Here is a 25,030-nt window from a genome sequence, read left to right on the forward strand (position 1 = left end):
GCGGTCGGGGGCCTTCCCGCGTCGGGCCCTCCCGTCGAGCCTTCCCGCGTTCGGGTCTTCCCGCGTCGGGCCTCCCCCTCGGGTCGTCCGCGCGGGCGGTGTCCGCAGAGGGCGTGCCCGGGACGCCTTCGGGGCAGGCGTATAAGGTGTGCGGCCATGACCGGATCAGACTTCCTCGACACGGCCCGGGTGTTCTACGACACCGTGGCCCTCGACTACACCGAGCACTTCGGCGACTGGCTGGTCGACAGACCGCTCGACCGGGCGATGGTGGCCGGGTTCGCCGAACTCGTGAGCGCGGGCGCCGGCGGGCCGGTCGCCGACATCGGCTGTGGCCACGGACACCTGACGGCGTACCTGGACGGGCTGGGGCTGTCCGCGTTCGGGCTCGACCTGTCGCCGGCCATGGTCGCGTTGGCCCGGAGCACGTATCCGCACCTGCGGTTCGAGGAGGGTTCCATGACCGCCCTGGACCTGGCGGACGGTTCCCTCGGCGGCGTCCTCGCCTCGTACTCGATCATCCACGTCCCGCGGGAGCTGCTGCCCGGGGTGTTCGCCGAGTTCCATCGGGTGCTGGCCCCCGGCGGTCACCTGATGCTGTCCTTCCAGGTGGGCGACGCTCCCTTGCGCGTGGAACGGCCGTTCGGCCACGAGGTGGCGCTCGACTTCCGTCGGCAACGGCCGCGGTGGATCGCCGAGGCCCTCGACCGGGCCGGGTTCGCGGTCCGCGCGCGGCTGCTGCGGGAACCCGAGGAGGGCGTGGAGAAGGTGCCGCAGGCCTACGTCGTGGCCCGCAAGCCGGCGGCGGCCCCCGCCGTGTCGTGACGCGCGGTCCCGGCTCCCCCTCCCCCGCCGTGTCGTGACGCGCTGTCCGAGGGGGAGGCCGAGCCCGGCGGCGTCCTCGCCGACCCGGGTGAGCACGGAGACCGGGTCCTGGTCGTCGCAGTAGTTGTTGCCGGTGGAGTGGAGACGATGCCGATCGCCTTTCCGCCGGCGACCAGCGGCCCCCCTGAGTCGCCCCGGGCGATGCTGTCGTCGGTGCCGGGTGCGGAGGCTCCGCAGACCTTCAGCGAACCACGGCGCGGAGCCGCGCGCCCCGGTTCCCCGCGGGGCCGGCGGACCGGACCGCCGCGCGAATGTAGGCTCCTCATAAAGATGAACGACGGATGGTCGGCAATAGGGGTGGGGATGAAGGCAGGCAAGGCTGCCGCGGGTGTCACCGCGGCGCTGTTCGTGACGGTGGGTGCGGTGGGCTGTACGGCGAGCCCGGTCGCCAAGCAGGCCGCGGAGTCGGCGGAGGTCCTGGTCGCGGCGCTGTCGCAGGCTTCCGACGAGGCGTCGAAGGCCGGTTCGGCGAACATAGACATGACCGTGACGTCGCCGGACACGGGCGGGAGGCCGGTGTCCATGAAGGGTGTCTACTCCTGGGGCAACGGCCTCGCGTTGGAGACCGAGATGCCGGCCAAGGACCTCCAGATGGAGGAGCTGGTCGCGGACGACACCATCACGATGCGCCTCGTGGACGGGGCGTACTACTACGGGGTCGACCCGGCGGAGACGGGCCCGCTCAAGGGCAAGACCTGGTTGAAGCTCGAGGCGTCCGCCGTTCTGGGCGAGGCGGGCGCGGCCGGCATGAGTCGGGGGGAGGCCGACCCGACCGCCGGCCTGAAGTCGCTCAAGTTCGCCCGGGGCGTCACCAAGGTCGGAACGGAGAACGTCAACGGCAAGAAGGCGGTCCACTACCACGCCTCGGTTCCGGCGGACAAGCTCGGCGACGCGGCGGCCATGTACAACGCGCTGGGCACGGGCGATGAACTCGTGGCGGACGTCTGGGTCGACGACAAGGGCATGCCCGCCCGGATGAAGCAGACCTTCGGGACGACCACCGTCAACATGGACTTCCTGTCCTTCGGCGTCGCGCGGGCGATCACCGCCCCGCCGGCCGGCGACACGGCGGACGTGACCGAGATGGTCAAGAAGGGTGTGGGCGGCCCGGCCTGACACCCGAGGCCACTGACCCCCGTCGGGGGTCAGTGGCCTCGATCGCACCGGTCGCCCGGCCCGTGTCGCCGCCCCCGGACGAGCCCGGGGTGTCGCGCTCAGACCTTGCGCCACCGTGCCATGGCCCACGAGAACACACCGAACAGCACCAGCCCGATGGCCACGGCGATGAGCAGCCAGGGGCCGGCCGGGGTCTGGGTGAAGGTCTTCAGGGTGTCGTCCATGCCCTTGGCCTGGCTCGGGTCGTAGCGCCACGCGGCGTACAGGACGAAACCGCCGGCCGCCGTGAAGACCGCGCCGCGGGCCACGCCGCCGGTGACCCCGAGGAAGTCCACGGCCTTGCGCCAGTGGTCGGCGACTCCGGCCATGTCCAGGTGCTTGCGGAAGGTGCGGCGGGCCGCCCGTACCGCGATGACCACGCCCGCGACGGCGATCCCGAGCCCGACGGCGCCCACCAGCCACCGTCCGGCGGGGAGTTCCATCGCGGACGCCGTCAGGTCACGCGACTGTTCGTCGCCGCCGGAGCCGCCCCCTCCGGAGCCCGTCGCGAAGGACAGCACCGAGAAGGCGGCCGTGGCGTAGAAGACGGCGCGTCCCGCCGCCGTGAGACGCTTCGTGGCCTTGTCGCCCTTCGGGCCGGCCGCGCCGAAGGCCGCCTCGGACAGACGCCACAGCACCATCCCGATCAGGCCGATGCCGACGGCCCAGACGAGGACGCTCCCGAACGGCTTGCCCGCCAGTTCCTGGAGCGCTCCCTGCCGGTCCGCCTCCCCGCCGCCCTTGCCGAAGCCGACGCGGACGGCGATCAGTCCTATGAGGATGTACAGCGCGCCGCGCGCCGCCAACCCGCACCGGGCCGTGACGGACCGGGCCGTGCCGCCGCGCGAGGCGGAACGGACGCCCTCCCCCACCACGCCCGCTCTGGCGGTACTCACACCTCACCGCGCCAGGCGCCGGTCTCGGCACCGCGAGACTCGATGAACACCTTGAACCGCTTCAGGTCGCCGCTCACCCGGTGCTTGACGAGGCCGAGCTTGTCGGCGGCGTTCTCGGCGAGGCCCTCGGGAATCCAGTTCATGTGCAGGGACACCTGGGTGGTGGTCGCGTCGACCGCCTCGAAGGTGACCAGTCCGGCCTGGCGGGTGTCGCCGTCCACGGTCGTCCAGGCCACGCGGCGGTCCGGAACCTGCTCGGTGATGCGCGCGTCGAACTCGCGCTCCACGCCGTTGACCTTCGTGACCCAGTGGGTGAGGGTGTCGCCGCGCTGCTCCACCCGGTCGACGCCCTCCATGAAGGCGGGGAAGCTCTCGAACTGTGTCCACTGGTTGTAGGCCGTCCGAACAGGGACGTTGACCTCCACGTACTCCTCGACGTGCGCCATGAGTACCCCTTCCATACAGGTCGGTGCCGGAGCGCCCGATCATCCGGGCGTCGGTGCGCCGGGTCGGCCGCTCCGAACACGCGGATACCCGAACCCTCTTCCTCCATGCGGCCCCGCCCGGCCCGGCCCGCGCCCTCCCGTCATCCGGCCGTGGCGGCGCACCGCGGGGCCGTTGTTGGACACCCCGGCGCGTTCGCCGGGCCCCGATGTCGACGATGATCGATCGGCGAGGGCGAGGGCGGCGGTGCCGCGACAGCCGCCGCACCCCGGCGCAGTACCCGTTCGAGCAGAGGAGACACCCCATGGCAGCCGACGCGAACCGCGGTTCGAGCACCGTCCACGTCCGTGCCGCACGGCCGGCGGACTTCGCGCGGTGGCGTGTCCTCTACCGCGGCTACGCGGACTTCTACCGGGTGGAGCAGACCGAGGAGGCCGCCGCGCTGGTGTGGTCGTGGGTGCACGACCCCGCGCACGAGGTGGAGGCCCTGGTGGCCGAGGACGGCGAGGGCCGGCTCGTCGGCCTCGCGCACTACCGCCCGTACGCGCGTCCCCTCTCGGCGTCGGTCGGCTGCTTCCTCGACGACCTGTTCGTCGCCCCCGAACACCGCGGCGGCGGCGCCGCCGACCTGCTGCTGGCCCGACTGTCCGAGATCGCCGCGGAGCGCGGCTGGAGCGTGGTCCGCTGGATCACCGCCGACGACAACCACCGGGCGCGCTCCAAGTACGACCAGGTGGCGACCCGGACCATGTGGGTCACCTACGACATGCCGCCCGCACGCTGATCCCGGGTCCCGCGCGCCGGAGGCTCACGACGGGGTTGCCCCGCAGGGGACCGGGGAAGGCAGTGGGGGGCGAAACCCGGGAAGATCGCGCCGCGGGCCGGCGCGGGCACCGTACCCCTGGTGGCCGGCGGCTCGGCGGGCGCGACGGATTCGTCCCGATCGACGTCGATCCGACCGCCATCCCAGGGAGTCATGAGTGAACCGGCCCGCGCCCAGCCCCGTGCCTCAACCCGCACCTGGCCCCGTCCCCCACCCCGAAGCCCCGCTCGTCCTCGACCCCTCCGGATCGGACCGGCACGCCGAACACCGGCTGCTGCGCGCCCGGGGGGCGGCGGCCCGCGTCGACATCCTCGGCGTCACCGCGTGGGCCGTCTCCGAACCCGCCCTGCTCAAGCGGTTACTCACCGGCCCCGACGTGTCCAAGGACGCCCGGGCCCACTGGCCTGGTTTCGACCTGGCCGTGGAGACCTGGCCCCTCGCGCTCTGGGTGGCGGCGAGCAACATGTTCACCGCCTACGGAGCCGACCACCGGCGGCTTCGGCGGATGGTGGCCCCCGCGTTCAGTGCGCGCCGCGTGGCCGCGCTCCGGGAGACGGTCGAGGTCATCGTCGCCGGCCTCCTCGACCCGCTCGCGGCCGTCCCGCCCGGCGAGGTCACCGATCTGCGGGAACGGCTCGCGTACCCGCTGCCCATCGCGGTGATCGGCCACCTCATGGGGGTGCCCGTCGACCAACGCGAGGGGTTCCGTGCGGTCGTCGACGGTGTCTTCGACACCACGCTCACCCCGGAGGAGGCCTCGATCAACACGATGCGGGTCTACGAGGTCCTGGACCGGCTGATCGCCACCAGGCGGGCGGCGCCCGGAGACGACATGACCTCCCTGCTGATCTCTTCCCGCGACGAGGAGGGCGACGGGTCGGCGCTGTCCGACGTCGAACTGCGCGACACCCTTCTCCTGATGATCAGCGCCGGCTACGAGACGACGGTCAACGTCATCGACCAGGCCGTCACCGCCCTTCTGACGCGGCCCGACCAGTTGGAGCACCTGCGCGCCGGGCGCGCCGGTTGGGGCGACGTCGTCGAGGAGACCCTGCGTCACGAACCGGCCGTCAAGCACCTGCCGATGCGTTTCGCCGTCGTCGACATCCCGCTGCCCGACGGGCAGGTCATCGCCAAGGGCGAACCGATCCTCGCCTCGTACGCCGCCGCCAACCGCCACCCCGACTGGCACGGCACGGACGCCGACACCTTCGACGTCACCCGGCTCACCAAGGACCACCTGGCCTTCGGGCACGGCGTCCACTTCTGTCTGGGCGCGCCGCTGGCCCGGCTGGAGGTGGAGGTCGCCCTGCGGCAGCTCTTCGACCGTTTCCCCGCCATGGAACTCGCCGTCCCCGCGGCCGGGTTGCGGCCCGTCGCCTCCCTGATCAGCAACGGCCACCGGACCCTTCCCGTACGCCTGCGGAGGTGAGCGGGCCCCCGGGGCCGTGAAGGCTCCGGGGGCCCGCTCGGCGCGCTCACCCCAGGCGGTTCCAGAGGAAGGTGTGGGTGAGCGCCTCGTTCACGGCGGCCTGGGCGTTGTCGGTGGCGCCCGCGTGCCCGCCGCCGGCCGTCTCGTGGAAGTGGACGACATGGCCCAGCTCCCGCAGCCGGGCGGCCGCCTTGCGCGCGTGCCCGGGGTGGACCCGGTCGTCGCTGGTCGCGGTGAGGAGCAGGATCGGCGGGTAGGGCCGGTCCGACCGGAAGGCGTGGTACGGGGAGAGGGCCTCCAGGTGGGGGCGGTCCTCGGCCCGGTCGGGGTCCCCGTACTCGGCGGTCCAGGACGCGCCCGCGAGGAGCCGGTGGAAGCGCAGGAGGTCGAGGATCGGGAAGCCGATGACGACGGCGCCGAACAGCTCGGGGTAGCGGACCGTCATGGCGCCCATGAGCAGGCCGCCGTTGCTGCGCCCCTCGATGCCCAACCGGTCGGGGGTGGTGATCCCGCGGGCGACGAGGTCCCCGGCGACGGCGGCGAAGTCCTCGAACGCCCTCGGCCGCTCGGCCTTGAGCGCGGCCCGGTGCCACCGGGGCCCGTACTCGCCGCCGCCCCGGATGCCCGCGATGACGTGGGTACCGCCGCGGGCCAGCCAGGCGCGCCCGGTGACGGCGTCGTACCCCGGGGTCAGGGACACCTCGAATCCGCCGTAGCCGTAGAGCAGGGTGGGCCCGGGACCGGTATCGGGTCCGACGACGAAGTAGGGCACGCGGGTGCCGTCCTCGGACGTCGCGAAGTACTGCCGGACCGTCAGCCCGGTGGTGTCGAAGAGGGCGGGCGCCCGTTTGACGACCGTGCTGTCGCCACCGATCTCGCCCCGGTGGAGGGTGGCGGGTCGCAGGTGTCCCGCCACGTGGAGGAAGTACTCGTCGCTCTCGTGCGGGTCGGTTCCCGTGATCGAGGCCGCGGCGAGCGGCGGTACGTCCGCGAGCGGTTCCCGGAGCCAGCCCTCGGGCGTGGGCGTCAGGACCTCCATGCGGGTGGAGACGTCGCCGAGCGTCTGCAGGATCAGGTGGTTGCGGGTCCAGGAGTGGCCGGCGAGGGCGGTGCGCTCGTCCGGTTCGAACAGCACGGCCGCCTCGCGGTTCCCGGCGAGGAACGCGTCGAAGTCGAAGGCCAGCAGGGAGCCCGCCGGCCGGCCGAGCCAGGGGGACTTCGGGGCGACCACCAGCCAGGATCGGTGGGCGTACGCGGTGGCGTCGCCCGGTACGTCGATCTCGACCCGTAGACCGTTCTCGTCGAGAAGGAACAGGCTCTGGTTCCAGAAGTCCTTCTGCCGGGACAGGAAGTGGCGCTCGAAGCCCTCGGTCGGATCGAACCAGCCGGCCGCGGCCAGATCCTCGTTCGCCACCTCGAAGACGAGGGGGGCCTGTTCCAGGGGCGTGCCGCGGCGCCATCTGCGCACGGTGGCGGGATAGCCGGACGCGGTGAGCGAGCCCGGGCCGAGGTCGGCGCCTACGTAGACCTCGTCCACGGTGATCCAGTCGATCCTGGTCTTGCCCTCGGGCACCTCGAACCCGCCGGTGACGAACGCCAGGGTCTCCAGGTCGAACTCGCGCACCACCACGGCGTCGGTGCCCGCCCGGGAGAGGAGCACCAGCGCGTGCCGGTGGCCGGGGTACAGCACCTCGGCGCCCGACCACGTCCAGTCCTCGGCCTCCTCGGCGGCGAGGGCGTCGACGTCCAGCACCGTCTCTCAGTCCGGGAGGTCCTTGGCGTACTCCTCCGGCGTGGTGCGCCGCCAGACGCCCCGGACGTGTGCGGCGTCCTGCCAGAAGTTGTAGAGGTACCGGCCGCGGCGACGGACGTGGGGGATCCTCCGTTCGTCGTCCAGGACCTCGCGCAGTTCGGCCGCCAGGGCCTCGAACTCGGGGCCGCGGGCCAGCAGGTCCGCCGTCTCGGCGGTCCGCTCGGCCGCCCAGGCCAGGGCGCGGGGGCCGCTCACGTCTTCCAGCCACATGTACGGGTCTTCTTCGATCACCCCCCGATTGTGCAGACGTCCTGCGCCGCCTGTCCGCCGGTCGGCCGGCGCCGTCACCGCACCGGTGTCCGGCAGGCCGCCCCGCCGGACGGCGGCGGGCCTGTCGGGCCGGTGGTGCGGGCACGGCGAAGGGGGCCGCGCCCGCACCCGGGAACGCCGACCGGGGTCGGCGTCGGGGGTCAGCGTCCGGGGCAGGTCTTCCAGGCGAGGTGGTAGACGGTCTGGATGGCACCGTCGGTGGAGTCCATGGCGATGAAGCTGTTCGTGTTCCTCGGGTCGGAGGTGCCGGCGTTGACGCGCAGTTCGGTGTTGATGTTGAAGTTGCGCTGTGCGCCGCAGGGCGCCCAGACCAGCTGGGCCCAGTCGGTGGTGTCGGTGGCCTGCCAGTTGTTGTCGAGCGGGCCGTTGAAGCGGTGGGTCCCGGTGGCCGTCTCGGGCGAGCCCTGGAAGTAGTACGAGGCCTTCTGGGTCGCGTTGGCCCCTCTCTCCAGGTGGGCGTAACCGCGGTAGTCGGCGCTCGCGACGGCGTAGGTGAAGCCCTGCGGCACGTGCACGATCAGGTTGAGCTGGCAGTTCTTGCGGAAGTCCGTCGGCTGGGAGCCGAGGCCGACCTGCGCCAGGTACTGGCTGTAGGTGACGGTGAAGGCCGTGTTGTCCGCGGACACGGCGACGGCCGCCGTGCCCAGCGGACATCCGGACCCGTTGACGGTCGCGAGCTCGATGACGATCTTGTCGGGCGGCACGGTGATGCCGGCCGGGGCCTGCGGGGCGAGGAACGTGCCGGCGAGGAACACGGCGGTCGCGCCGCCGGCGAGTAAGACACCGGGCATGATGCTCCGATCGGTTGTCGGTGGCCTTGCCTGAGGTGGGGGGTCCGGTCGAGCGCGCGGCCCGGCTCCGGCGATCCGGACAGCGGGAATCGTCGGGTGGGGCCGCGGCGTGTGGAAACCTCGACCGTCCGGCCGCGTCGCGGAACGAGTACCGGAACGCTCTGGATGCTAGAGACCGCGCTCCCCGAGGAATAAGGCGGTAACCGGCCGAACACACGGCGTCGACATCGGCCTCCGGGGTACGCGCGACCCACGGCTCACCCGCGGCCGGTGTCGATCGCCGCCGCGAGGGCGGCGGCCCGTTCGGCGGCGCGCGGGCGCGGGTCCGCGGTACGCGTGGCCCAGGCGATGTGGCCGTCGGGCCGGACGAGGAGCTCGGTCACCCCGTCGAGGTCCTCGTGCGGGTCGTGCGCGGTGACGGTCGCGCGGGTGAGGCGGGGGTGCGCGGGCGCGTCGGGGCCGCCCCCTGACGGGCGGCCGGTGAGGTCGAGCAGGACGAAGTGGCCCTGGTGGAAGAGTTCGTGGGCCCGCCGCGCGGACGAGCCGGCGACGGTGAGGGCGATGTCGGGCAGGCGCCGCCCCGCGGGCGCGTCGCCGTCGAGGGGATAGCGGGTGGCGAGGGCCGATACCCGTCCGGCGAGCAGGCGGTTCACCTCCGGCAGGCCGAGGAGTTCGTCGAGGAGCGCGCGCAGGGCGACGGCCGGGGCGGCGTACGGCGGTACCAGGGTCAGTTCGGCCAGCAGGGTCTGTACGGCGGTGTTGTCGGTGACGGCGCGGCCGACGGGGCGGCGCTCGGCGTCGTAGCTGTCGAGGAGACCGGGCGGTGCCCAGCCCCCGAGGTCGGCGGCGAGTTTCCAGCCGAGGTTGAACGCGTCCTGGAGGCCGGTGTTGAGGCCTTGGCCACCGGCCGGGAAGTGGATGTGCGCGGCGTCGCCCGCGATCAGGACCCGGCCGGCGCGGTAACGCTCGGCGAGTCGGGTCGCGTTGCCGAAGCGGGACGACCAGAGCGGCTCGCCGATGCCGAGGTCGGATCCGCAGAGCCGGTTCAGGCAGGCGCGGAACTCGTCCGTCGTGACGGGCTCCGCGGAGGATGTGCGCATGCGTTCGGGGTCGATCAGGACGATGCGGGTGAGTCCGCCCTCCAGCGGTACGGCCAGGCCTCCGGCGGCGCGCAGCCGGCGCAGGGCGTCCGGGTCGGCTTCGAGGCCGGCGAAGTCGCCGAGCACGCCGGTCAGGGTCTCGTCGCTGCCGGGGAAGGCGATGCCGGCCGCCTCCCGGACGGGACTACGGCCACCGTCGCAGCCCACGAGGTACCGGGCCCGGAGGGCCGCCCGGTCCGCCTGACCGCCGCCGTCGTCGTCACCGCGAGCCTCTTCAACGCAACGCCCGTCGACGGTTCGGACGGTACAGGTGACACCGTCGGCGTCCTGGGTCAGCGCTGTGAGTCGCAGGCCGCGGCTGATCCGGACGCCGAGTTCCCGGGCGCGTTCCTCCAGGAGGGCTTCGGTGCGGGTCTGTGGGATGGCCAGGGTGTAGCCGTGGCGGGTGTCGAGGGCGGCGAAGTCGAGCGGGGTGGGCAGGGCCGCGTAGTGCCAGCCGGGGACGGGTCTGCCGTGGGCGAGGAAACGGGGGGCGAGGCCGCGCAGGTCGAGGATCTCCACGCTGCGCGGGTGAAGGGTCAGGGCGCGGGAGTGCGGGTGGGGGGCGGTGCGGCGCTCGATGATCCGGGTCCGCACGCCGGCCAGGGCGAGTTCGCAGGCCAGCATCAGTCCGGTGGGACCGGCGCCCACGATGATCACATCGGTGTCCATGAGGGGCACTCCTTAATAAGTGAACAGCGTTCACGTGAACGCTGTTCACTATAGTGAGGCGCATGAGCTCCCTGTCAACCTCCGCCCCCGGGCGAGGTCGCCCCGCCCGCCTCGACCGGACGCGCACCGTCGAGACGGCCTTGCACCTGCTGGACGAGCACGGCCTGGAGGCGCTGACCATGCGGCGCCTCGCCGACGCCGTCGGCGCCCAGGCCGGCGCGCTGTACCGGCACTTCGCCACGAAGGACGACCTGCTCACGGAGATGGCCGAGCGGATGATGGCCCCGGCGACGGCCGCCACCGCACCCGAGGACGACACATGGCAGACGGCGCTGGCCGGCCGCGCCCGCGCGCTGCGCGCGGCGCTGCTGGCACGGCGGGACGGGGCGCGGGTCCACGCCGGCACGCACCCGACCGGCCCGAACACGCTCGGGTTCGCGGAGTCGGTGGTCTCGGTGCTGATCGGGGCCGGTTTCGCCGAGGCGGACGCGGCGCGGGCCCTGTGGGCCATGACCGACTTCACCCTGGGCCACACGCTGGAGGAACAGGCCGCCCTCGACCCGGACGGTCCGGCCGATCCGGCGCGCCTGCGCGAGGCGGCGACGGCCGAGGCCTACCCGTACCTGGCGCGCGCGCTGCCGGTGGTCACCAGCACCGACTTCACCGCCCGCTTCGAGTTCGGCCTGGACCTGCTGATCACCGGCCTGTCGGCGCGGGGCCCGCGCCCGGAATGACCGCCCGCCCTTCCGGCGCGGGCCTGACCGGCCGGAAGGGCGGCGGCAAGCGGAACCGCAAGCGGAGGCCGCTCCGATCGACCGCGCACGGCGGGCCGGCCTCCCCCGCGCCCGACGGGGACGAGGAGGTCGTGCCCTTCGAGCGACACCTGGAGGTCGTACGGGTCCGCCCCGCGCGGCGCTGACGGGCGGCGGCGCCGGACCCGACACGGGAACAGGCACCGGGCACTGGCCGGGCGCGCCGCCCGGCACGTCACCGGGCGCGGCGTACCCGGGCCAGTACGAGGACCGTGTCGTCGGTCGCGGTGTCGGGCAGCAGGTTCGCCAGGATCCGGTCGGCGGCCTCCTCCAACGACCCCATGGGGCCGCGCAGTTCCTCGCGGAGCGCGTCGAGGCCCGTGTCGATGTCCCGGCCGCGGGCCTCGATCAGCCCGTCGGTGTAGAGGGCCACCGTGGCGCCCTCGGGGAGTTCGACCTCGATCGACTCGAACGGTACGCCGCCCACCCCGAGCGGCACCCCCAGGCCCTCCGCGAGGGTCTCGATCGACCCGTCGGGGTGGCGTACCAGGGGCGGCGGATGGCCCGCGTTGGCGATCACGGCGCGCCCCGTGCGGGCGTCGTACAGGAGGTACGCGCAGGTCGCCCATTCGATGCCGACGTCCTGGGCGCAGGCGTCGAGTTCCTCCAGCAACGCCCGGGGGTCGCGGGTGTGCCGGGAGAGTGCCTTCGCGGTGATCCGCAACCGACCCATGGCCGCCGCGGCGGGCACCCCGTGGCCCATCACGTCGCCGACGACGAGGGTCACCCGGTCGTCGGGCAGGGTTCCGGCGTCGTACCAGTCGCCGCCGACCTCGGTGCCCCGGCCGCCGGGCAGGTAGCGGTGGGCGATGTCGACGTGGGGGCCGGCAGCGGGGGCGGTGGGCAGCAGCGAGCGTTGGAGGGTGAGGGCGATGTCCTGGACCCGGCTGTACAGGCGGGCGTTGTCCAGGCAGAGGGCGGCGCGCGAGGCCAGTTCCCCCGCGAGCCCGAGATCCTGTTCGGCGAAGTCGGGGCGGGCCGCCGAGCGCCCGAACATGGCGAGGCCCTGCACCGTGCCGCGTGCGATGAGCGGGGCGATGAGGATGCGGACCAGGCCGCTTTCCATGAGCAGCCGGGCCCGCTGTCGGTGCACGACGGTCCGGGTGACGAAGTCCTCGTCCACCCGGACGCAGATCGGGCGGCCCGAGCTCAGCATCTGGTGGATGCCGGAGCCCGGCGGGTAGGTCACCTCGCGCAGGCCGCCCACCAGCTCGACGGCGGGCGCGTCCAGGATGGTGCCCGAGGCGATCCTGCGGGTGAACAGCGGCAGCTCCGGATCGAAATCCTCGTTCTCGTCCATCCACTCCACGAGCTCCACGACGGATCCGTCGCAGAAGTCCGGCACCACGACCTCGACCAGCTCCCGCGCGGTGACCTCCACGTCCAGGGTGGTGCCGATGTGTCCCGCCGCCCGGTCCAACAGCGCCAGCCGGCGGCGGGCCGACGTCGCCTCCAGGATGGCCCGCTCCCGGTCGGTGACGTCGATCAGCAGCCCTCCCACCCCGCGCCGGGTGTCCCCGGCGCCGCTCAGCGGGAAGAAGCTCACCGACCGCACCTGGTCGCGGTCGGGGTGTCCGCTGGTCCGCAGGCCCACCAGCGTGCCGACCACCGGGCGGCCGTCCCGGGCGACCCCGCCCAGCATCCGCCGGTACTCGCCGTCGTCCGACGTGATCATGACGTCGGCCATGTGCCGTCCGAGGTGCTCGCCGACGGGGATGCCGTCCATGTCGGCCAGCGCCTGGTTGAGGTGGACGTAGCGCAGCTCCTCGTCGAGCATGACCAGGCCGATCGGGCAGGTCTCGAAGAGCGCGTCGAGGAAGGACAGGTTGGTCTTCACCCGGTCGAGTTCGTCGCTCCCGCTCGCCAGACCCATGATCACGGAGTCGTCCTCGGCGCCGGTCACGGGGAAGACCCGGAAGCCACAGTCGAAGACGGTGCCGTCCCGGTGTCGGACGGGCAGCCGTACGCGCCAGTATCCGAGGGTCCGGGCCCGCTCGACGAGGCGCGCGGCCGCGCCCGGCTCCGAGGCCGGGAAGAGGACGGCCGCGGGCCCGGAGAGCACGTCCGCGGCCTCGTGGCCGAACAGTTTCCGGGCGCCGGGGCCCCAGTACCGGATCAGGCCCTCGTCGTCGATGCCGAAGACCGCGACCGACACGTGCTCCAGGAGCGATCCCGGCTCGGACCGGAGCTGCTCGGGATCATGCTCGCCCCCATCTCCCCCAGGCGGGTCCGTCGGCATCGGCAGATCCCCTCACGGGTGGCTGGCCGGCGCCCGCGAATCGATCACGGGCCGTTCCTCCAATTCTGCCCGCGATCGAAGAGGGGTACATTTCGTCCCATCGCGGAATCCGGACGGTGACGCCGGAATCCCACGGAACGCACTCGGGCGATCACGATGAGGAGTCGACCGGCAGGTTTCCCGGCGAGCGGGCACGGCACGGCCGGCCGCTCGGAGCGTCGCACGGGGCCTCCAGGCCCCGACACACCGGGTCCAGGTCACCGCACTCGCGGACAGGCGACGGTCCGTGACGCCGGCGCTTCCCAGAGGACCGATTCCAGCGGTCGAACAGGAGAAACCAGTGGCCACCGGAACCCACCCCGCCGCCCGCCCGCCGCGTGTCCCCCGGACCCGCCGGCCACCTCCCGAGCTGGACCCCGCCCATGTGGACCGGTGGCGCCGCGAGGGGGGCGAGCTGATCGAACTGTTGGCCGTGGCGCGCGAGCTGCTCGGCGGCGTGGTGGCCGTCCGTCTGGGGTCGAGGCCCACGATCCTGGTCTCGGAGGCGCGGGCGGTCCAGCACGTGCTCGCCCAGCACGCGGACCGGTACGTCAAGCGTTCGCACCGCGCCCGGCTGTTGATCGGCGACGGCGCGCTCTCGGCCACCGGTGAGGCGTGGAAGCGTCAACGGCGGCTGCTCCAGTCCCAGTTCACCGGCGCGGGGATGCGCCGCCACGAACAGCGGATCGTCGAGGCCGCCCGGACGGCCGCCCGGCGCTGGGCCGAGTACGGCCACAGCGGGCACACGCTCGACGTCGGCGAGGAGATGCGCCGGTTCGCGCTGGACACCATCTGGCGTTCCCTCACCGGCCACCCCCTCGACGAGGACACCGAGCGCGAACTGGCCCGCGTGGGATCGGTCGTGGCCGCCCTGCCTACCCTGCCCGCCGAGGCGCTCGACGCGCGGGCGGCGGTCGCGGCGGACCTCGCCAGGATCGACCTCGTCGTCCGGCACGCCGTCGAGGCGACCCGCGGACGAGTGGCCGGCCCGACCGGCCCGGGTCTGCTCCACGTCCTGCTCGACGCGTCCACGGCGTCGGCCGAACACCCGGGGCACACCGACCGGCTCGTCCACGACGAACTGGTGACGCTGCTGGTCGCCGGCCACGAGACCACCGCGACCACGCTGACCTGGCTCCACCTGCTCCTCGACCGCCACCCCGAGGCCCGCGAGCGGGTCCTGGCCTCGGGCGACGAAGGGTCGCCCGAGCGGCGCGAGGCCATCAGGGCGCTGGTCAGCGAGACCCTCCGGCTCTACCCGTCCGCCTGGATCCTGCCCCGCCGCAGCACGGCGCACGACACGCTGGCCGGGTACGCCATCGAAGCGGGGACCGACGTGCTGGTCTGCCCCTACCTCGCGCACCGCGACGCCGCCCTGTGGCCGGACCCCGAGCGTTTCGACCCGCGCCGGTTCACGGACCCGGGCGGGCGTCCCACCCATCCGGGCTCCTACCTGCCGTTCGGGCTCGGGCCGCGGGCCTGCCTGGGGCTGCAGTTCGCCCTCCTGGAGTCCACGGTCCTGCTCGAACACCTGCTGCCCGGCCACACCGTGACCTTCCGCTCCGCTCCGACGAAGGCCGCGTACAGCGTCACGGTGCGCCCGGACGGACCGACGCCGGCCGTGCTCACCGCCGCCGGAGCCGGACCCGGGTAGGCGGTCTCCCCCGACTCCGCGAGCGTCACCGGCCGGTGTGCGCGCACTCGCTGTCGTCCCCGCCGCTGCGGCAGCCGACCATTCCGGTGAACCCGGGCGCCGGGTGATCACGCTCGTCCTCGTGCCGCTGGGCCGCGCCTCCCGCGACGATCACGGCGAGCAGGAGGGCCATCATGACGAGTTGGCTCCACACCACCGCCCGCGCCCCGCGCCATCCCGCCACGAGCGCGACGACCAGGGCGACGAGGAGCACCACGGCGAGGGCGCCGAGGTATCCGTCGAGCCGTACGTCCGGCTCGTCCCGCGACGTGTCCAGCCGGAAGGACTCCCCGAGCCAGACGAGCGCCACCCCGCACATGGCCAGGAGTTCCAGGAGAACGAGGCCGAAGGCCGCGCACCCGGACCCCGGCCGCCCCACGTCCGTGCGGTCGGGGGCGGATTCCGTCGATGTCGTCATGCCCCCACTCTCGCCACGCGGGTCGGCGTGTGCATGAGTACGCGTACTCATGCACACGGCCGCGCGGTCACGAGGTGGCGGCGGGCTCCGGCACGGGGCTCGGGCAGTCCGGGTGCCCCCAGCGCGTCCCGAGCTTCGCGATCATCTCGCCGGCCGCGTACTGCTTGCCGCAGGGGCAGGTGCCCGGGAACTTGGCCTTGATGGACCGGCCACCGCGGGAGGGCGACGCCTTGCCGCCGGCCGCGCCCCGGGTGGCGGAGGCGCGGCTCGCGGAGCCGCGCGCGGCGGAGCTCCGGGCCGGCGCGCTGCGCACGGGCGCGGGAACCGGCATGGACACGTCGCCCAGGGCGGTGCCCGCGGCCTGCTGACTGACGGCCGCGTCACTGGCCGCCTGGTCGGCGATGGCGTTCAGGTGGTCGCCGTCCTCACGGTGGGCGGGCACGTAGCGGAACTCCACGTCCCGGTCCGCCAACAGCGCGTCGATGCTCTCGACGAGTTCCCTGTTGGCCACCGGCTTGCCCGCCGCGGTCTTCCAGCCGTTGCGCTTCCACGCGGGGAGCCATTGGGTCACGGCCTTCATCGCGTACTGCGAGTCCATCCGCACCTCGAGCACCACGCCGGGGGCGACGGCCTCCAACAGGCGCTGAAGGGCGGTGAGTTCGCCCACGTTGTTCGTGGCCCGTCCCAGTGGACCGGACTCCCAGCGCTCGGGGCGCCCCTCGGCGTCGGCGATGACCCAGGCCCATGCGGCGGGCCCGGGATTCCCCTTGGCCGCCCCGTCGCAGGCGGCAATGATGCGATCAGACATCCCCCGATCATGCCCCACCCGAAGACCCGTCCTCGACCGCGGGCAGGACGCCGGACGTCTGACGCCGGACGCCTGACGCCGCGCGTCACGTACGGAGGTAAGAGGCCCCGTTGACGTCCAGGATCGTGCCGGAGGACCAGGTCGCCTCGGGCGAGGCGAGGTAGAGGACGGCCGAGGCGATCTCGCCGGGTTCGGCGACGCGACCGAACGGGCTCTGCGCGGCGATCCGTTCGCCTTCCGGGGAGTTCAGCCGGTCGGCGACCCGTTCGGTGGCGACGAAGCCGGGCGCCACGGAGGCGACGGCGATGCCGTGGGGTGCGAGGGAGACGGCCAGGGACTGCCCGAGGGCGTGCAGGGCCGCTTTGGTCGCCGCGTAGGCGGGGTGCTCGGGTTCGCCCCGGAAGGCGCCGCGCGAGCCGACGTTCACGATGCGGCCCCCGCGCCCCTCGTCGATCATCCGGCGGGCGACGCAGTAGCTGATGTCGGCGGCGCCGAACAGGTTGACGGCGGCGGTCCGCCGCCAGGCGTCCTGCCACTGCGCGTACGGGGTGGTGGCCAGGGGGTGGGGGATCATCACGGCGGCGTTGTTCACCAGGACGTCCACCGCGCCGAGCGCTTCGACGGCCTCCGCGACGATTCCCTCGACACGTACGGGATCGGTGAGATCGCCGGACACCAGTACGTGGCCGTCTCCGGGCAGCGCCCCGAGGACCTCACGCGCCTCGGACTCCCTGGTCGAGCAGTGCACCGCGACGCGGTCCCCACGCTCGGCGAACGCCGTCGCGATCGCGCGGCCGATGCCCCGGGAGGCGCCGGTGACCAGTACGCCCCTACTCGCCGTGCCCATCGCGCGCTCCCTCCGAGCTGTTGTCGATCATGACTCTGAACGGGGACTCCCCCGATGTCAACCGGCGGTTTTCCCGCTCCGGCCCGGGGCACGAACCCCACGGCGTCCCGGGTCGACCGGGGACGCCCACACCACACGGATCCGGTCGACCCGGGAGTGAGGGGCTTCGATGAGTGAGCGCAAGACGGCGGCGGAGGTGTTCGACGAGGTGGGCGCGCGCTACGAGCAGGTGTTCGGGCGGGTGCCCGGCCAGCTCGCGGCGCTGGAGTGGCTCGCCGCCCGACTGGAGCCGGGCTCACGGGTGTTGGACGTGGGGAGCGGCACCGGTCGCCCGACCGCCGAGGCGCTGGCGCGGGCGGGCTGCGCGGTGACCGGCATCGACGTGTCGGCGGAAATGGTCGGGCTGGCGCGGGCCCGGGTGCCGTCGGCCCGGTTCGAGCAGGCCGACGTGCGGACGTACACGGCCCCCGAGGGGGGCTTCGACGCGGTGTGCGCCTTCTTCCCGCTGCTGGTGATGGAGCGGCGGGAGGTGGTGGCGTCGTTGGAGCGGATGCTGTCGTGGGTGGCGCCCGGCGGGTACTTCGTCATGGCGACCGTGCCGGGGGACATCCGTGATCTCGACATCGTCTGGATGGGGCACGAGGTCACGGTCAGCAGCCTGTCCGCGACCGAGTACCTGAGCCGGGTGGAGAGCGCCGGGTTGGAGGTGCTCGGCCACCACACGGCGGTGTTCACACCCGATGCCGGGTCCGGCGATCCCCGCGACGGCGCCGGAGCGCGTGTCGAGCCGGAGGAGCACTTCTTCTGCCGTGCCCGTCGCCCGGAATCGGCGCCCTCCCCGGCCTCCCCCACCGATTTCCCGGTATGACGATCGGTTGAACCGTTCTTGCGACCACGCGCTCCTCATCCGCCGCCGAACGGTGCCATCGTCCGAGGAGTCCCGTGTGTCGCCAATTGCCCGCATTCGTCTGCGTTTACGTTCTCACCTGACCCCAGTCCCCCTTGTGAAAGGCGATGTTGTGAAGCGAACGATGCGCAGCCGTGCCCTTGCCGCCCTGACCGTGCTGGCCGCCGCCGGCGCGCTGTCCGCCGTGGCCTCCCCGGCCCTGGCCGCGACCGGCGACGGCGACGTCCACAACGTCTACATCATCGGCAGCACCAACGTGCAGTACGCGCAGGACGACAACTTCAACGCGGGCCGCGACAACACCGTCGGCTCCAACGACGGCACCGCCCCGCCGGCCGCCGCCGGCGCCGCGTCCGCCATGTCGCTGCTGGACGCGTCGAACTGGGCCGACACCTTCTAGTGCGGTGACCGGAAAGGCTCACCGTGTCACGGCGCCCGGCACGGCGCCTCGCCGCGTTGTCGGACCGCCCGAGTACGTCCAGTACAAGCGGCAGTCCTCCGCCTTGCGATGCACCGCACCGGACACCGCGACCCGGCAAACCTTCCCGGCCACAGCACTAGTCGGACCGGACCTCGGTCGACCGTTCCGGCGTCGTGTCCGCCTCGCGGACGCGACGCCGGAACAGCGCGTGGAGCAGTACGGCGGTGAGGGTGCCCGCCACCACCGCACTGCCGAGGATCGTGCGGGCCCAGCCGGGGAATCCCTGGTAGACGTCGGGAGCGACGACCGGGAGCAGTCCGACGGTGAGGGCGAGCGCGATCACCGTGGAGTGGGTCTTCTCCCCCGGGTCGGCGCGCGTCAGCATGTCGACGCCCATCACGGCGATGATCCCGTAGATCACGAGCGCGGACCCTCCGACGACCGGGGCCGGTATGCCGGCCAGCAGTCGGGTGAGGGGCGCGAGCAGTCCCACGACCACGAGCAGCACACCGGCCCCGGCCGTGACGTAGCGGCTGCGCACCCCGGTGATCCGGCCGATCCCGATGTTCTCGGCGCTGGTCACCATGAGCGAGGTGCCGAAGAGCCCGCCGAGTACGGAGACCAGCGCGTCGGCCCTGGCCACGCGCGGGACGTCGCGTCCGGGGTCGGAGTCGTTGCCCACCGTCTCGCTGTTCAGGACGGTCTGTCCGGTGATCTCCGCCAGCGTGGTGAGGCTGAAGATCAGCAGTGGCAGCGCGGCGAGCACGTTGAACTGCGGCGCTCCGTACGGGAGGAGGTGCGGGAGCGCCAGTCCGCTGCCGGCGGCGGGCGCGAAGGCGCCCAACCCGGTCGTGACGGCGATCAGGGTGCCGGCGCCCATGCCGAGCAGGACCGCCGTCTGCCTCCAGACTCCGCGCAGCAGGAACAGCAGCAGCACCGTCACACCGATGGTGACGGCGGCCAGCAGGACCGCCGACGGCGCCGCGTACCCGGCGGCGGTGCGCGGCCCGGTGATCAGTTGGGCGGCGACCCGGATCATGGCGATGCCGATCAGCAACACGGCGGTACCCATGACCAGCGGCGGGAAGAAGCGCACGATCCTGGCGTAGAACGGCAGGACCGCGAACAGCAGCGCCGCCGCGAGGAGGACGGATCCGGTCGCCGTGGCGGGGCCGTGGTCCTTGGCGATCTGGATGAAGAGCGCGGTGGCCGCGCCGCCGGGCAGCATCACGAACGGCAGCCGGGCGCCGATGCCCCGGACACCGAGGGACTGGAGCAGCGCGCCGACGCCGCACAGCACGAGGGTGGCGCTGAGCAGGGACGCGGTGCTGCCGGCGTCGAGCCCGAGGGCCTGCCCGGTGAGGAACGTCGTGGACACGGGCGCTGCGACCATGGCCAGCACGTGCTGCGCGGAGAGCGGGGCGAGCCGGGCCAGGGGCAGCCGCTCGTCGACCGGCCGCACCGGGTCGGACGTGGTGTCGGCGGTGGTCACGAGCCGGCCTCTCTGATCAGCCAGGGCAGTTCCCGCGCGGTGTACCGGTACGCGCGGAAGACCGCGTTGTGTTCGGCCGGGAAGAGACCGCGCACCTCGGATTCCCGGTAGCCGCCGAAGTACGGGTTGACGTACTCCCAGCACAGGTAGCCCTCGGGGGTCACCTCGAAGAGCCGACCGGCGGGCGAGTCCGTCACGAGGGTGTTGCCGCCGGCGAGGCGCTGGGCGCTGCCCATGAACGGGGCGAAGAACGACTCGCGGGCGGGATCGTGGTACTCCCAGACGATCTTTCCGGAGGAGCGGTCGATCTCGATGACGCGGGAGTAGGGGACGTCCGATCCGGGCCGGAAGACGCCGTTGTCGAAGACGAGGATGTTGCCGTTGTCGAGTTCGGTGGGGGCGTGCTGCTGCGAGACCGTTCCCGGTTCGGTGCGCCAGAGGATCTCGCCGGTCTCCCGGCTGATGACGACGACCGCCGAGACGCTGCGCAGGCTCGCCAGGACGTTGCCGTCGGCGAGCGGGACCACGCTGTTGATCAGGGGCCAGTGTTCGCGCGAGTAGTCGGGGTGCAGCGCGTACTCCTCGCGGTCGAGGTGTTCGGCCGCGCGCCAGGACCAGCGGACGGAGCCGTCCGCGTCGACCTCCTTGATCGTGTCGGCCCAGACCGTGCCGTCCGGCTCGGAGCCCGGTACGCCGCCGCGCACGGCGGCTGCGTCGGTGCCGCGCAGGGGTTCGAGGGCCGTGTAGAGGACGCGGCCCTCGCCGAGGTGATGGGCGTCGTGGTGTTGGAGCGGGTCGCGGTGCTCGCGCAGGATCGCGCCGTCGGGGGCGGCTTCGAGCATGACGCCGCCCCGGTACTTGTGCCACATGGGGAAGAGGGCGCTCTGGTCGGGCAGTACGCCGCTGTAGGCCAGGTTCCCGTTCGCGAGGACGCGGGCGTGGCGACCGGGCCGGTAGGGGAGCTTCCACTCGTGGGCGACCTCGCCGTGCGGGTCGATCAGATACACCTCGCCCGTCCCGGTGAGCGGGGCGAAGAGCGTGTAGCCCCCTTCCGAGGCGGAAGGGTCGAGGGCGATCAGGCCGGTGCCGCGGCGGCGGCGCAGGTTCTGGTCGATCGGGGACATGCGGTCCTCCTGTGAAACTTTCTTTGATGAGGTCAATCGACTTAGAAACTAGCGGTGGAGTGTTGCGGCACTGTGAAGGCAGTGCGAAGCCCGCGACCGATTGCGAGAGGATGATCCACACAGCGGAGGAATCGAGGAGCCACGTGACGGACGAACCGCCCGCGCCCCTGATCGGGGCGGGCATCCGCAGACGACGCAGGGCGCTGGACCTCACCCTCGCCGAGGTGGCGCGCCGCAGCGGGCTGTCGTCACCGTTCCTCAGCCAGATCGAGAACGACCGGGCCCGTCCCAGCATGCGTTCGCTGCAACTCATCGCCGACGCGCTGGAGACCACGGCCGTACAACTGCTGACGGCGGCCGAGACCCCCCGGCGCGTGGACATCGTGCGCGCCGACGCCGACGCCGGGCTCGATCCGACGGCGCGGGTGCGTCCGCTCGTCCGCGGCCAACAGCAGATGCACGCGCTGGAGTTCACCGGGGACCACGACGCGGACCGCGCGTTCCGGCACCGCAACGACGAGTTGATGTACGTCGCCGACGGAACCGTCGAGGTCGAGGCCGAGGGCCGCACCCACCACCTGGGCAGGGGCGACACCCTCTACCTCACGGGCGGGGTGCGGCACCGCTGGCGGGCGCTGGAGGAGGGCACCCGCGTCCTGCTCGTCGCGGTGGCGGACCACATCGAGACCACCGTGGACCCGCGCGCCTGACCGGCCTCGGTGGACTTCGGTGCCGACGACCAGGGGTCGGGGGCCGGCCGTCAGCCTCGGCTCGTGATCAGGCGCGGGAAGACCGCCGCGGCGGTCAACGGGCAGGGTGGCCCTCGACGTCCCCGGGCCGGACGGGCGAGCCGGTCGGCTGACACGCGCCCCCGGTCGCCCCGCCGGGCGACCTGGGCCGTCTCTGTCGGATCTTGCCGGTCAAGCCCGCGTCGTCCGGTGCCGTGCATCGCAAGGCGGAGAGGCTCCCGCGTACTGGACGTCCTCGGGTGCCTCGACAACGCGGCGAGGTGCGGTGCCGGGCGGCGCGGGTCAGGCAAGATCCGAAAGAGACGGCCCAGGCCCGTACGGACGCGGGTCCCGAACCGGAGCGGAGCGTCCGGGTCGCGTAGTCTCGGTGAATGGCGAAGTACTTCGACGTGCACCCCGAAAATCCGCAGCAACGCTCCATCGGCAACATCGCCGACATGATCCGCTCCGGGTCGCTCATCGCGTATCCGACCGACTCCTGCTACGCGCTGGGATGTCAGCTCGGCAACCGCGACGGCCTCGACCGGATCCGGTCGATCCGCCGTCTGGACGACCGGCACCACTTCACCCTCGTCTGCCAGAACTTCGCGCAGTTGGGGCAGTTCGTCCACATCGACAACGACGTCTTCCGCGCGATCAAGGCCTCCACCCCCGGCAGCTACACCTTCATCCTGCCGGCGACGAAGGAGGTGCCGCGCCAACTGCTCCACCCCAAGAAGAAGACGGTCGGCGTCCGCATCCCCGACCACGCGGTCACCCAGGCGCTGCTCGCCGACCTCGGCGAGCCGCTGCTGTCCAGCACCCTGCTCCTGCCGGACGAGCCCGAGCCGATGACCCAGGGCTGGGAGATCAAGGAGCGCCTCGACCACGTGCTGGACATCGTGGTCGACTCCGGTGACTGCGGGACCAGGCCGACCACCGTCATCGACTTCTCGGGCGGCGAGGCCGAGATCGTGCGCCACGGGGCGGGCGACACGGCCCGCTTCGAGTAGCCCCGACGACGGCGCCCGGGGCACGACGGGGGGGGCGGGCGGGGCGGCGTCGGGCCCACGCCACGCCCCGCCCCGCCCGCTGCCGGTGACGCCCGGGCCCGGGCCGCCCGTACCGCCGACGCCTGCGGCCGGCGACGTCTCCCGGCCCCGACGTTCCCGGCCCCGACGTTCCCGACCTTCGACGCGCTCAGCCTTCGACGAGGCCGTCGGCGACGAGTCCCACCAGCACCGCCTCGCCCAACGCCTGCACCGCGGTCTGCGGGCGCACCATCACCGTGATCTCCCTGATCCGCTCCTCCCCGTCCAGGTGCAGCAGGTCCATGCCGTGGATCTGCCTCCCGTTGACGGTGGCCCGGAAGGGCAGCATCACCGCCGGGGCCGGCTCGCCGTCCACGCCGGTCTCCGCCGCGCCGTCGAGCCGCCCGATGTAGCGGATGTCCTCGAACGTGCGCAGCAGGACGCCGAAGAGGCCCATCACCATCGCCTTGCCCTCGAACGGGCCGAACTTCACCGGACTGTAGAGCCGGACGTCCTCGGTGAGCAGGTCGTCGATCGCGCCGAGGTCACGGTTGTCGACGGCGGCGCGGAATCGGTCCGCAGTGCTCATGTCTCCCCCTTGCTACTCATGAAAGCGATTAGTCATATTCTTGACTATCATGGATGTCTGGCCGCTGAACAGAGGTGGCCGGGCGAGGAGGGGGGATCGGGTGGCTCTGCGGCACGCCGTACTGGCGGCACTGCTCGACGAGGAGTTGAGCGGGTACCAACTGGCCAAGGCGTTCGACATGGGAGTGGCGAACTTCTGGCACGCGCTGCCCCAACAGCTCTACGCCGAGCTGACCAGGTTGGAGGAGGCGGGTCTGGTCGAGGGCCGGGAGGTGCTCCAGGACACCCGTCCGAACAAGCGGCTCTTCCGGGTCACCGACGCCGGCGCGGCCGAACTGGAGCGGTTCGCGCAGACCCCCGGCAAACCGTCCTTCATCCGGGACGACCTGCTCGTCAAGGTGCAGGCCGCCGATCACCTCGACGCCGAGGTGTTGATCGAGCGACTCTCCGAGCGTTCCACCTGGGCACGGACCAGGATCGAGCTGTTCGAGGCGCTGTTGGCCAAGATGCGGGGCGCCTCGGACGAGGAGGAGTTCCTCCGCAGCGGCGCGCGGATCGGCCCCTACCTGACCTGCCTGCGCGGCCTGGCCTTCGAACGGGCCAACCTCGACTGGTACCAGCGGACGATCACCATCGTGCGGGAGAGGCGGGCCGACCGTGCCGAACGATGAGTACCTGCGGTACGTGGCGCTGGGCGACAGCCAGACGGAGGGCGTGGGCGACGGCGACGACCTCACCGGACTGCGCGGGTGGGCCGACCGGCTCGCCGAGACCCTGGCCCCGCACCATCCGGGTCTGCTGTACGCCAACCTGGCCGTCCGGGGCCGCCTCGCCGGGCAGGTCCGCGACGAGCAACTGGCTCCCGCCCTCGCGCTGCGACCCGATCTGGCCACCGTCGTGGCCGGGGTCAACGACCTGCTGCGCCCCCGCTTCGACGCCGACGAGGTCGCCGGCCGCCTGGAGTCGATGTTCGCCGCGCTCACCGCGCAGGGGGCACGCGTCGCCACGGTCACCTTCCCGGACGTGGCCGCGCTGATCCCGATCGCCCGCCCCGTGGGCGCCCGTGTCACCGCCCTCAACGACCGGATCCGATCGGCGGCGCGACGGCACGGGGTGGTCGTCGCGGAGACCGCCTCGCACCCGGTGGTCGGCGACCCGCGGATGTGGAGCCCGGACCGGCTGCACGCGAGCCCGCTGGGTCACGCCCGGATCGCCGCGGCCGTCGCCCACGCGCTCGCCGTGCCGGGAGCGGACGACTCCTGGACGCACCCCCTGGCCGACCCCCGACCGGCCGGGCCGGTCGGATGGCGGCAGCCGACGGGGGAGCTGCGCTGGGCCGCGTCCTTCCTCGGGCCCTGGACGGCCCGCCGGCTGCGCGGCCGCTCGTCGGGCGACGGCCGCACCGCGAAACGCCCGGAGCTCACGCCCGTGTTCGCCGACCACGCGAACGACCACACGAACGACCTCGCGGACGGTCGGGCGGACGACCTCGCGGGCGGTCGGGCGCCGGAACGCCACTGACGCTCCCGCACGGGTGTCCCACGGCCCCACCCCGTCGACCGG

At 72.9% G+C, this 25,030-nt stretch carries 25 protein-coding genes and 1 pseudogene; 13 read left to right on the top strand and 13 right to left on the bottom strand.

Going from position 1 to position 25,030, the window contains the following annotated elements; all coding sequences use genetic code 11:
* Window positions 1-156 precede the first annotated feature (156 nt).
* Window positions 157-825: a class I SAM-dependent methyltransferase gene (locus ACFYW3_RS13380; protein ID WP_351751076.1), complete on the top strand. Its 669-nt coding sequence runs from the start codon at window positions 157-159 to the stop codon at window positions 823-825.
* Here the strand turns inward: ACFYW3_RS13380 and ACFYW3_RS13385 are convergent.
* Window positions 780-1,151, bottom strand: a complete 372-nt coding sequence (locus tag ACFYW3_RS13385; RefSeq protein ID WP_389386583.1) for a trypsin-like serine protease — start codon at window positions 1,149-1,151, stop codon at window positions 780-782. The genes ACFYW3_RS13380 and ACFYW3_RS13385 overlap by 46 nt on opposite strands.
* Window positions 1,152-1,188: 37 nt before the next feature.
* Here ACFYW3_RS13385 and ACFYW3_RS13390 point away from each other — a divergent pair, with 37 nt between their 5' ends.
* The gene (locus ACFYW3_RS13390; protein ID WP_351751079.1) at window positions 1,189-2,001 is read left to right on the top strand and encodes a hypothetical protein; all 813 of its coding nucleotides are present in this window, start codon (window positions 1,189-1,191) and stop codon (window positions 1,999-2,001) included.
* A gap of 98 nt (window positions 2,002-2,099) precedes the next feature.
* On the opposite strand, the gene ACFYW3_RS13395 is transcribed toward ACFYW3_RS13390, so the two are convergent.
* Both ACFYW3_RS13395 and ACFYW3_RS13400 read right to left on the bottom strand, forming a co-directional pair.
* Window positions 2,100-2,936, bottom strand: coding sequence for a DUF1206 domain-containing protein (locus ACFYW3_RS13395; RefSeq protein ID WP_389386307.1), 837 nt, complete (start codon window positions 2,934-2,936; stop codon window positions 2,100-2,102).
* Window positions 2,933-3,382, bottom strand: a complete 450-nt coding sequence (locus ACFYW3_RS13400) for an SRPBCC family protein (protein ID WP_351751081.1) — start codon at window positions 3,380-3,382, stop codon at window positions 2,933-2,935. The genes ACFYW3_RS13395 and ACFYW3_RS13400 overlap by 4 nt, the downstream gene beginning before the upstream one ends.
* 302 nt (window positions 3,383-3,684) lie before the next feature.
* Between ACFYW3_RS13400 and ACFYW3_RS13405 the strand changes: the two genes are divergently transcribed.
* Together ACFYW3_RS13405 and ACFYW3_RS13410 are read left to right on the top strand one after the other, a co-directional pair.
* A complete protein-coding gene (locus ACFYW3_RS13405; protein WP_351751082.1) occupies window positions 3,685-4,164 on the top strand; it encodes a GNAT family N-acetyltransferase in 480 nt (159 codons plus the stop codon).
* A gap of 220 nt (window positions 4,165-4,384) precedes the next feature.
* Window positions 4,385-5,635: a cytochrome P450 gene (locus ACFYW3_RS13410; protein ID WP_389386584.1), complete on the top strand. Its 1,251-nt coding sequence runs from the start codon at window positions 4,385-4,387 to the stop codon at window positions 5,633-5,635.
* Between the two features lie 46 nt (window positions 5,636-5,681).
* Here ACFYW3_RS13410 and ACFYW3_RS13415 read toward each other — a convergent pair.
* The 3 genes and pseudogenes from ACFYW3_RS13415 to ACFYW3_RS13425 all read right to left on the bottom strand — a co-directional run bounded on the left by ACFYW3_RS13415 (window position 5,682) and on the right by ACFYW3_RS13425 (window position 10,320).
* Window positions 5,682-7,658: pseudogene (locus ACFYW3_RS13415) on the bottom strand (prolyl oligopeptidase family protein).
* A 200-nt stretch (window positions 7,659-7,858) separates the two neighbouring features.
* Window positions 7,859-8,509, bottom strand: a complete 651-nt coding sequence (locus tag ACFYW3_RS13420; RefSeq protein WP_351751085.1) for a DUF4360 domain-containing protein — start codon at window positions 8,507-8,509, stop codon at window positions 7,859-7,861.
* A 257-nt stretch (window positions 8,510-8,766) separates the two neighbouring features.
* On the bottom strand, window positions 8,767-10,320 hold the full coding sequence (locus tag ACFYW3_RS13425) for an FAD-dependent monooxygenase (RefSeq protein WP_389386308.1): 1,554 nt from the start codon (window positions 10,318-10,320) through the stop codon (window positions 8,767-8,769).
* A 62-nt stretch (window positions 10,321-10,382) separates the two neighbouring features.
* On the opposite strand from ACFYW3_RS13425, the gene ACFYW3_RS13430 reads away from it, so the two are divergent.
* Together ACFYW3_RS13430 and ACFYW3_RS13435 are read left to right on the top strand one after the other, a co-directional pair.
* On the top strand, window positions 10,383-11,054 hold the full coding sequence (locus ACFYW3_RS13430) for a TetR/AcrR family transcriptional regulator C-terminal domain-containing protein (protein WP_389386309.1): 672 nt from the start codon (window positions 10,383-10,385) through the stop codon (window positions 11,052-11,054).
* On the top strand, window positions 11,051-11,239 hold the full coding sequence (locus ACFYW3_RS13435; RefSeq protein WP_389386310.1) for a hypothetical protein: 189 nt from the start codon (window positions 11,051-11,053) through the stop codon (window positions 11,237-11,239). The genes ACFYW3_RS13430 and ACFYW3_RS13435 overlap by 4 nt, the downstream gene beginning before the upstream one ends.
* Window positions 11,240-11,307: 68 nt before the next feature.
* On the opposite strand, the gene ACFYW3_RS13440 is transcribed toward ACFYW3_RS13435, so the two are convergent.
* Window positions 11,308-13,371: a SpoIIE family protein phosphatase gene (locus tag ACFYW3_RS13440; protein WP_351751091.1), complete on the bottom strand. Its 2,064-nt coding sequence runs from the start codon at window positions 13,369-13,371 to the stop codon at window positions 11,308-11,310.
* 340 nt (window positions 13,372-13,711) lie between these two features.
* Here ACFYW3_RS13440 and ACFYW3_RS13445 point away from each other — a divergent pair, with 340 nt between their 5' ends.
* Window positions 13,712-15,064, top strand: coding sequence for a cytochrome P450 (locus ACFYW3_RS13445; RefSeq protein WP_389386311.1), 1,353 nt, complete (start codon window positions 13,712-13,714; stop codon window positions 15,062-15,064).
* Window positions 15,065-15,089: 25 nt separating this feature from the next.
* Here ACFYW3_RS13445 and ACFYW3_RS13450 read toward each other — a convergent pair whose 3' ends face one another.
* The 3 genes from ACFYW3_RS13450 to ACFYW3_RS13460 all read right to left on the bottom strand — a co-directional run bounded on the left by ACFYW3_RS13450 (window position 15,090) and on the right by ACFYW3_RS13460 (window position 17,176).
* Complete coding sequence (locus tag ACFYW3_RS13450; RefSeq protein WP_351751094.1) at window positions 15,090-15,521, bottom strand: DUF6234 family protein; 432 nt, start codon at window positions 15,519-15,521, stop codon at window positions 15,090-15,092.
* Between the two features lie 67 nt (window positions 15,522-15,588).
* Entirely contained in the window at window positions 15,589-16,329 is a 741-nt protein-coding gene (locus ACFYW3_RS13455; RefSeq protein ID WP_351751096.1) for a ribonuclease H, read from the bottom strand.
* 85 nt (window positions 16,330-16,414) lie between these two features.
* Window positions 16,415-17,176 carry an SDR family NAD(P)-dependent oxidoreductase gene (locus ACFYW3_RS13460; RefSeq protein ID WP_389386312.1) on the bottom strand — a complete coding sequence of 254 codons (762 nt, stop codon included), beginning with the start codon at window positions 17,174-17,176 and terminating at the stop codon, window positions 16,415-16,417.
* 169 nt (window positions 17,177-17,345) lie between these two features.
* On the opposite strand from ACFYW3_RS13460, the gene ACFYW3_RS13465 reads away from it, so the two are divergent.
* Window positions 17,346-18,044, top strand: coding sequence for a class I SAM-dependent methyltransferase (locus tag ACFYW3_RS13465; protein ID WP_351751100.1), 699 nt, complete (start codon window positions 17,346-17,348; stop codon window positions 18,042-18,044).
* A gap of 163 nt (window positions 18,045-18,207) precedes the next feature.
* Window positions 18,208-18,483, top strand: coding sequence for a hypothetical protein (locus ACFYW3_RS13470; protein WP_351751102.1), 276 nt, complete (start codon window positions 18,208-18,210; stop codon window positions 18,481-18,483).
* A 157-nt stretch (window positions 18,484-18,640) separates the two neighbouring features.
* Here ACFYW3_RS13470 and ACFYW3_RS13475 read toward each other — a convergent pair whose 3' ends face one another.
* Complete coding sequence (locus ACFYW3_RS13475) at window positions 18,641-19,996, bottom strand: solute carrier family 23 protein (protein ID WP_351751103.1); 1,356 nt, start codon at window positions 19,994-19,996, stop codon at window positions 18,641-18,643.
* Window positions 19,993-21,120 carry an aryl-sulfate sulfotransferase gene (locus ACFYW3_RS13480; protein WP_389386313.1) on the bottom strand — a complete coding sequence of 376 codons (1,128 nt, stop codon included), beginning with the start codon at window positions 21,118-21,120 and terminating at the stop codon, window positions 19,993-19,995. The genes ACFYW3_RS13475 and ACFYW3_RS13480 overlap by 4 nt, the downstream gene beginning before the upstream one ends.
* 143 nt (window positions 21,121-21,263) lie before the next feature.
* Here ACFYW3_RS13480 and ACFYW3_RS13485 point away from each other — a divergent pair, with 143 nt between their 5' ends.
* On the top strand, window positions 21,264-21,830 hold the full coding sequence (locus tag ACFYW3_RS13485; RefSeq protein WP_351751106.1) for an XRE family transcriptional regulator: 567 nt from the start codon (window positions 21,264-21,266) through the stop codon (window positions 21,828-21,830).
* A gap of 410 nt (window positions 21,831-22,240) precedes the next feature.
* Entirely contained in the window at window positions 22,241-22,861 is a 621-nt protein-coding gene (locus ACFYW3_RS13490; protein ID WP_053682472.1) for an L-threonylcarbamoyladenylate synthase, read from the top strand.
* Between the two features lie 187 nt (window positions 22,862-23,048).
* Here ACFYW3_RS13490 and ACFYW3_RS13495 read toward each other — a convergent pair whose 3' ends face one another.
* Window positions 23,049-23,468: a nuclear transport factor 2 family protein gene (locus tag ACFYW3_RS13495; protein ID WP_389386314.1), complete on the bottom strand. Its 420-nt coding sequence runs from the start codon at window positions 23,466-23,468 to the stop codon at window positions 23,049-23,051.
* A 100-nt stretch (window positions 23,469-23,568) separates the two neighbouring features.
* Here ACFYW3_RS13495 and ACFYW3_RS13500 point away from each other — a divergent pair, with 100 nt between their 5' ends.
* Window positions 23,569-24,138: a PadR family transcriptional regulator gene (locus tag ACFYW3_RS13500; RefSeq protein WP_351751110.1), complete on the top strand. Its 570-nt coding sequence runs from the start codon at window positions 23,569-23,571 to the stop codon at window positions 24,136-24,138.
* A complete protein-coding gene (locus tag ACFYW3_RS13505) occupies window positions 24,125-24,988 on the top strand; it encodes an SGNH/GDSL hydrolase family protein (RefSeq protein WP_389386315.1) in 864 nt (287 codons plus the stop codon). The genes ACFYW3_RS13500 and ACFYW3_RS13505 overlap by 14 nt, the downstream gene beginning before the upstream one ends.
* Window positions 24,989-25,030 lie beyond the last annotated feature (42 nt).

This window comes from Streptomyces sp. NPDC002602, assembly GCF_042889445.1.
In the GTDB taxonomy this organism is placed as follows: domain Bacteria; phylum Actinomycetota; class Actinomycetes; order Streptomycetales; family Streptomycetaceae; genus Streptomyces.